This window comes from Micropruina sp. (assembly GCF_047607385.1).
In the GTDB taxonomy this organism is placed as follows: domain Bacteria; phylum Actinomycetota; class Actinomycetes; order Propionibacteriales; family Propionibacteriaceae; genus Micropruina.
The window spans coordinates 1-6,535 of the sequence record NZ_JASGDE010000128.1 but is presented as its reverse complement, the minus strand read 5'-3'; the positions used below and the strand labels follow the sequence as shown (position 1 = coordinate 6,535).

Annotated in this window: 7 protein-coding genes and 1 pseudogene; 4 read left to right on the top strand and 4 right to left on the bottom strand. The window is 70.2% G+C overall.

The window, feature by feature from the left end:
* Both QM582_RS11675 and QM582_RS11670 read right to left on the bottom strand, forming a co-directional pair.
* The coding region (locus tag QM582_RS11675; RefSeq protein ID WP_415084588.1) for an MBL fold metallo-hydrolase RNA specificity domain-containing protein at nt 1–1,451 on the bottom strand (1,451 nt) is incomplete at its 3' end.
* 10 nt (nt 1,452–1,461) lie between these two features.
* The gene (locus tag QM582_RS11670; RefSeq protein WP_415084587.1) at nt 1,462–2,937 is read right to left on the bottom strand and encodes a gluconokinase; all 1,476 of its coding nucleotides are present in this window, start codon (nt 2,935–2,937) and stop codon (nt 1,462–1,464) included.
* A 96-nt stretch (nt 2,938–3,033) separates the two neighbouring features.
* On the opposite strand from QM582_RS11670, the gene QM582_RS11665 reads away from it, so the two are divergent.
* The 3 genes from QM582_RS11665 (at nt 3,034) to QM582_RS11655 (ending at nt 5,439) form a co-directional block, all read left to right on the top strand.
* Nucleotides 3,034–3,438, top strand: a complete 405-nt coding sequence (locus QM582_RS11665) for a hypothetical protein (RefSeq protein WP_415084585.1) — start codon at nt 3,034–3,036, stop codon at nt 3,436–3,438.
* Nucleotides 3,439–3,758: 320 nt separating this feature from the next.
* The gene (locus QM582_RS11660; protein ID WP_415084583.1) at nt 3,759–4,409 is read left to right on the top strand and encodes a hypothetical protein; all 651 of its coding nucleotides are present in this window, start codon (nt 3,759–3,761) and stop codon (nt 4,407–4,409) included.
* A gap of 172 nt (nt 4,410–4,581) precedes the next feature.
* Complete coding sequence (locus QM582_RS11655; protein WP_415084581.1) at nt 4,582–5,439, top strand: transglutaminase-like domain-containing protein; 858 nt, start codon at nt 4,582–4,584, stop codon at nt 5,437–5,439.
* On the opposite strand, the gene QM582_RS11650 is transcribed toward QM582_RS11655, so the two are convergent.
* Nucleotides 5,328–5,729, bottom strand: coding sequence for a hypothetical protein (locus QM582_RS11650; protein ID WP_415084580.1), 402 nt, complete (start codon nt 5,727–5,729; stop codon nt 5,328–5,330). The two genes, QM582_RS11655 and QM582_RS11650, sit on opposite strands and share 112 nt — an antisense overlap.
* A gap of 31 nt (nt 5,730–5,760) precedes the next feature.
* The gene (locus tag QM582_RS11645; RefSeq protein WP_415084578.1) at nt 5,761–6,174 is read right to left on the bottom strand and encodes a hypothetical protein; all 414 of its coding nucleotides are present in this window, start codon (nt 6,172–6,174) and stop codon (nt 5,761–5,763) included.
* Between the two features lie 108 nt (nt 6,175–6,282).
* On the opposite strand from QM582_RS11645, the pseudogene QM582_RS11640 reads away from it, so the two are divergent.
* Nucleotides 6,283–6,535 (top strand): annotated as a pseudogene (locus QM582_RS11640) (IS256 family transposase); the annotation flags it as partial.

Sequence of the window (6,535 nt, the reverse complement as noted above, 5' to 3'; positions counted from 1 at the left end):
AGGCCGGCTGCCGCCCGGGTCAGGCCGGCCGGTGGCGGGACGGGCTGCGCCGGCGCCAGCCCGGTGCTGGGCTCGATCGTCACCACCTCGCGGTAGCGGGGCACCACGGCGGTGAGCCCGAGCTCGCGATGGATCCGTTCGGCCAGCCGGGCCGCCGAATCCGCCTCGCCGTGCACGCAGAAGACGGTGCGTGGCGCCGGTGAGAGGGCGGCCAGCCAGTCGATCAGGTCGGAGCCGTCGGCGTGCACCGAGAACTCGCCGTCCTGGACGATCTCGGCCCGCACCGGGACGAAGCGGCCGCGGAATTTCATCTCGGTGGCGCCCTCGAGCAGGGTGCGGCCGCGGGTGCCGACCCCCTGGTAGCCGGTGAACACCACCGCGTTGCGGGAATCGGGCAGCAGATGTTCCAAGTGATGCAGCACCCGGCCGCCGGTCGCCATCCCCGACGACGACACGATGATGCACGGCCGCTCCGGACGGTTCAGCCGCTTGGACTCCTCGGCATCGGTCACCTCGCGCAGGTTGGGCAGGTCCATGAACTCGTCCAGCCGCAGGTCGGGGCGCAGCCCGCCGGTGCGTCCGGCCTCGCGGTAGACGGCCAGCGCGGCCACCCCCATCGGAGAGTTGACGAAGATCGGGACGTCAGGGATGCGGCCGGCCCGGCGCAACTGGGCCAGCGCCTTCAGCACCACCGGGGTGCGGTCCACCGCGAACGCCGGCACCAGCACGGTGCCGCCGCGGGCGATGGTGCGCCGCACCGCGTCGGCCAGGATCTCGTGCGGGTTGTCCTGCGGGTCGGGATGCTCCCGGTCGCCGTAGGTGGATTCGATCAGCACGTAGCCGGCGCCCGGCGGGACCTCCCGCGACTCCAGCAGCGGGTGGTCGTGGCGTCCCAGATCACCGGAGACCAGCAGCGAGGCGTCCCCGTGCCGCAGGGTCACGCTGGCCGAACCGAGGATGTGGCCGGCCTTTGTCAGTCGCAGCATCAACCCGTCCCCCAGGTCGAGGTCGGTGTCGTAGGGCACCGGGCGCAGCAGCGGCAGCGTCCGCTCCACGTCCGCGACGGTGTACAGCGGCAACGGCTGCTCATGCTTGGAGTAGCCGCCCTCGGCGGCGTACTGGGCCTCGCGTTCCTGCAGGTGCCCGGCGTCCATCAGCACGATCTCGGCCAGCCGGGCGGTCGCCTCGGTGCACCACACCGGGCCGGTGAAACCGCCCGCAACCAGCGCCGGCAGGTAGCCGCAGTGGTCCATGTGGGCGTGGGTGAGGATGACGGCGTCCAGGCTGCCGGGCGGCACCGGGAACTCGGCCCAGTTCAACTCGCGCCACTTCTTCTCGCCCTGGAACATGCCCGCGTCGACCAGCACCCGCCGGGTGCCGATGGTGAGCAGATGCTTGGAACCGGTGACGGTGCCGGCGCCACCCAGGAAACTCAGGCTGATCGGTGTCATGGCGAGCCCCTCAGCGGGCGACGACCTTGTCGTACAGCTCGGCGAAGGCGGCCACCCGTTGCCGGTAGTGGGCCTCGCGGCCGGGCACCGGACGGACCACCTCGCCGTGCTCGACCGGGGCGAACTCGGTGGCCGGCGCCAGCACCTCGAGGGCGTGCATGGCGGTGCCGTGCAAGGTGGAGCGCCGGATGGTGATCGGCAGCACGTCCACCTCGGTGGCGTCGGCCAGCACCTGCAGCAGCCCGGGGACCTCGGTGGTGACGCTGCCGGTGGCCAGCACCCGCTGGGCGCCGCCGGCCGCGCCGGTGAGCTGGGCCAGCATCCGCTGGTAGGACAGCGCGACGCCCTCGATGGTGGCCCGGTACAGATCGGTGGCGGTGGTGCCGGCCGAGACCCGGTGGAACTCGGCCCGGGCCTGTCCCACCCAGCCGGTGGAGCGTTCACCGGTGAACCAGGGCAGCACCAGCGGGGTGAGCGCGGACGGTTCGGCGCGCAGCGCGGCGTCCAGCAGCTCGGGATCCTCGGGCAGCCGCAGGGTGGCCTGCAGCCAGGCGACCGCGCGTCCGACGTCGTTCAGGGCGCCGCCCAGCAGCGAGCGGTGCTCGTCCACCCGGTAGCACCACAGCCCCCGCGGCAGGTCGTCGACCAGGCCCTCGACCAGCACCCGCATCGCCCCGGACGTCGCCGCCGCGGCCACGATCGAACTGGAGTCGGTGCCGCCGGCGCCCAGCGAGGACGCGAAGCCGTCCGCGATCGGCGGGAACCAGACGGCGTCGGCCAGGTTCGGGTGCAGGGCGGGGAGGACCGGGGTGAGCGGCTGGCTGGGATGGGCGATCGGCGAGAACTGGTCGGCGTCCACCCCGACCAGCGCGCACAGCTCGGCGTCCCAGCTGCCCTCGGCGCGGTTCAGCATGCCGGTCCAGGCGGCGGTGGAGGTGCCGGCCGCGGTCGTGCCGATCAGTTTCAGGTAGGCGTATTCGCCCAGCGACATCCAGCGCCGGACCCGTCCGAAGGTGTCCGGATCGGTCTGCCGCAGCCACTGGAAGCGCGGCGGCAGATAGCCGGTGTGCTGCCGGGTGCCGGTGCGCTGCTGGGTGGCGTCCTCGTCCAGCACCGAACGCAGCTCGTCGACCTGGGCCGAGCAGCGGGAGTCGGCGTAGGTGTAGCAGGGGGTGACCGCGTTGCCGTCGGCGTCCACCCCGACCAGCGAGGAGGCGAAGGTGTCCAGGGCGACGCCGGCGACCGGTACACCGCCGGCGGCGGCCACGAACTCGACGATCTGCCGCAGCTCGTCGGCGATCTGGTCGGCGTCGATCACCGCGGTGCCGTCGCTGCCGGTGGTGAAGGCGTGCGGAATCTTGAGCCGGCAACCCCGCACCGGCAGTCCGGTGGCGTCGTACAGGCCGCCGCGGGTGCCGGTGCTGCCGACATCGAGACCGAGAACGAACGGGGACGAGGCCTGCTGGGCCGCAACGCTGAAGCTCATGGCTCAGACAATCACGGCCGGAATCGGGTCCGCTAGTGCCGCGTTCACCGCGCCGGCCCGGGGCGCCCGGCGTCCGGTGCGGGTAGGGTGACCGCCATGGCCCAGAGCAGTCGCCACGAGGACGCCCGACGACGTGAGGAACTCGCCGCGGCGGCGCTGCGCAACGAATCGATAGCCGCCCAGGTCCTGGTCGACGAGTTCGTCGCCACCGCTGCCGAACGCGGGCTGCGGCCCGAGCCGCTGCGGGCGCTGCTGATGGACGGCTCCCGGGTGAAGAGCGACCAGGTGGGCTGGTACATCAACAAGGGCCAGACCCTGGCGATCGCCCCGGACGGCCGGTTCTTCCAGCTGCTCACCACCGGCGGCCGGCTGGCCCGGTTCACCGGCGTCAAACTGTCCCCGACCCCGCCACCGCTGGTGGTGGGCCGCGGCGGACGCGACGGCGAGACCGGTGACCTGAAGGACTTCCTGGAGCGCACCCTGATCGACTACGCCCGCTGACCGGGTCTGGTCTGGTCTGATCTGAGTCGGGTCTGACTGGAGTCCCGATCGCGCTCCGTTGCGGACCGGCCGACAGCCTCTGGTAAAGGGCTCCAGGAGGCTGCTGGACCGTCCAAGCAGCCCCCTGGGCGAACGAGATGGTTGAGAGGGCAACCAAACACCCGATGGTGACGTGTCAAGTGTAAGGCCCGTGGGCCTTCGATGCCTCATCGGCCCGCGCCGCGGCGGGCGAATGGTTATCGAATTGTGGCATTCGAGCGGAAACACCGCTCAGCGGCCGGACAACACCGCTGACAACACCTCCCGGCGAGGGTGACGGCATGAGTCCCTCGCACGACCCCTGCCTTCGTTCGTTGAATGCCGAATGGAGTCGGTTGCAGGCGCTGCCGGTGCCGTCCGACTGGCCGACGCCGGCGTCCACCCTGGGCGCCGTGCTCGCCGGCGTCCCCGACGATCCGGACGCCCGGCTGGGGGCGCTGCTGCGGCTGCAGGCCGGTGGCGACCAGTTGGCCGGACGCGTGGTGCTGCAGTCGATGCTCGGGATGCTGGTGCGGATGGCCGCCCGCGACGCCCGGCACGGGGCCGGTGACTACGTCGCGGAGTGCTGGTTGCAGATCGTCGGCTACCCGCTGGGGAACCGGCCCACCCGGATCGTGGCGAACCTGGCCCTGGACACCCGGCGGGCGGTGCGGGCCGGCGACGATCCGCGTCCGCTGCTCGGCCTGGCCGGGCTGCCCGAGCGCAGCACGCCGACGGCGTTGGACGTCCCCGGCCTGGTCCGCGCGGCCACCCGGCTCGGCCTGATCGATCGCGACGCCGGCGCCTGTCTCTACGCCGTCTACGGGATGGGGTTGCCCAGTCACGAGGCGGCCGACCGGCTGCGGATCAGCCCGGCCCTGGTGCGGTGGCGCAACGCCCGCTCGATCCGGCGGCTGGCGCCGCACGCCGCCACCCTCGCGGCGGTGGCCTGATGCGTCTCTCTGCTGCTGGATTGTCCTTTCTAGTTCAGATCCTAGATTGGTGGATATCGCTGCATACCCCCCTTCGGGTGACGATCGGGAAACAGGCGCGGGAAGCCGCCGTCGGGTGGGATAGGTTTGCGGCCTCACCACGAAGGGAGCCCGAGTGTCGCAGGTCCGATCCGTGCGCACGCTGCGCATCGGTTGCGAGTTCAACCACGTCGCGCAGTCCGCCACGCCCGCCAACTTCCTGGTCCGTCCGGCCGGTGAGGGCGGTGTGCTGCGCGAACTGTGGACCACCGATCCGGTGATGCCGACCCGGCGCTTCACCGACCTGTACGGCAACGAGATCCGCCGGGTGATGCTGCCGGCCGGGGAGTCTCTGGTGTCGTACTACGCCGTGGTCGAGGTGCCCGACGAACTGGACGCCGCCGACCCGTCGGCCCCGGTGCTGCGACCCGAGGAACTGCCGGACGAGACCCTGGCGTTCACCCTGCCCAGCCGGTACTGCCAGTCCGACATGCTGAGCTCGTCGGCCTGGCAGCTGTTCGGCGACTACCCGCGCGACTTCGAACTGGTCACCCGGATTCAGGGCTGGGTCTGGAACCACCTGGAGTACCGCACCGGCAGCACCGGCTCGTGGTGGACGGCGAAGGACTCCTTCGACGCCGGCTACGGGGTGTGCCGCGATTTCGCCCACCTGATGATCAGCCTGTGCCGGGCGCTGAACATCCCGGCCCGCTACGTCAGCGGCTACCTGCCCGACATGGACGTGCCGGTGCTACCCACCCCGATGGACTTCCACGCCTGGGTGGAGGTCTACCTGGGCGATCGCTGGTGGACCTTCGACCCGCGGCACAACGCCCGGCGCAAGGGCCACCTGCCGATCGGACGGGGTCGCGACGCCACCGACCTGGCCATGGTGACCAGCTACGGCGCCCCCTGGCTGCGCCGGCTCACGGTCTGGGCCGACGAGGAACTGGACGAGCCCTGGCCGCCGGCGGACACGTCCATGGCCGCCCGGGACCCGTTCGGCAACTGACCGTGCGGCGGAGGTGAAGCCCAGTCCTTCACCGCGCCCGAGGTGCTGTTCATGATCCGGCGCGAGAACAGGAAGAACATCACCGCCACCGGGATGGTCATCAGGGTGGCCGCGGCCAGCTTGATCGGGAACTGGTTGCCCGACGACAGCTGCCCGGACGCCAGCGACGCCACCCCGCGGGTCAGCGTGGTCAGCTCCGGCGACTGGGTCGAGACGATGAAGTGGTTCAGTTCGTTCCAGGAGCCCTGGAAGCTGAGGATCACGATCGCCATCAGCGCCGGACGCGACATCGGTAGCACGATCGACGAGTTGGCGGACGGCTCACTTAACGCGAACCTTGGTCCACTTCCAGCCTTTCTCCTCCTGAGGGGCGGTGAAGCTCCAGTACTTCGTGGTCACCTGACCACCGGGCCAGTACCTCTTGGTGTGCCCATTGACCCGAACGAGGTAGGTGCCGAACTTGCAGGTGTATTTCCAGCCTCTGGGCACCTTGACCGGTCCGGACTCGGACGTTCCGGAAGCAGACCAACTCCAAGTCAGATCAACACCCACGCTGGCCTCCATCTTCGCGAAAATCCACGCTTTGAACTCCGCCTTTGGGCTGACGCTCGTAGTGACGGCGAATGAGCTCGACGAAGACTCCGTACATTTCAGCGGAATATGCTTGGTGATCTTGTTGGTCAGAGACCTCGAATAGACGGTCTTCCATGACTTGCTTGAGTTCGAATCGATCACGACGCACTCGACGCCCCCGCTAGACAGGGAAACGCACTTCTGTGCCCCGGATGTGCCGGCGACGGGACTGTACTTTCAACGGTGTAACTCCGATCAAGGAGGAACACGATGAGCAAGCAGGTTGAGACGGTCCCGGTGGCCGTGGTGGAGGGGGTCGAGTCGAGCGTGGCGACGACAGGGGCAGGGCCGGTGGTGGATCGGGGGCTGGTCGCGCAGCTGGTGGGTGAGGCGCAGCGCCAGGGGCTTCCGGTTGATGGTGAGGGTGGTCTGCTGGCCGAGCTGACCCGGCTGGTGCTCGAATCGGCGCTGGAGGGCGAGATCACTGACCATCTTGGCTATGACAAGCACACCAAGGGTGCCT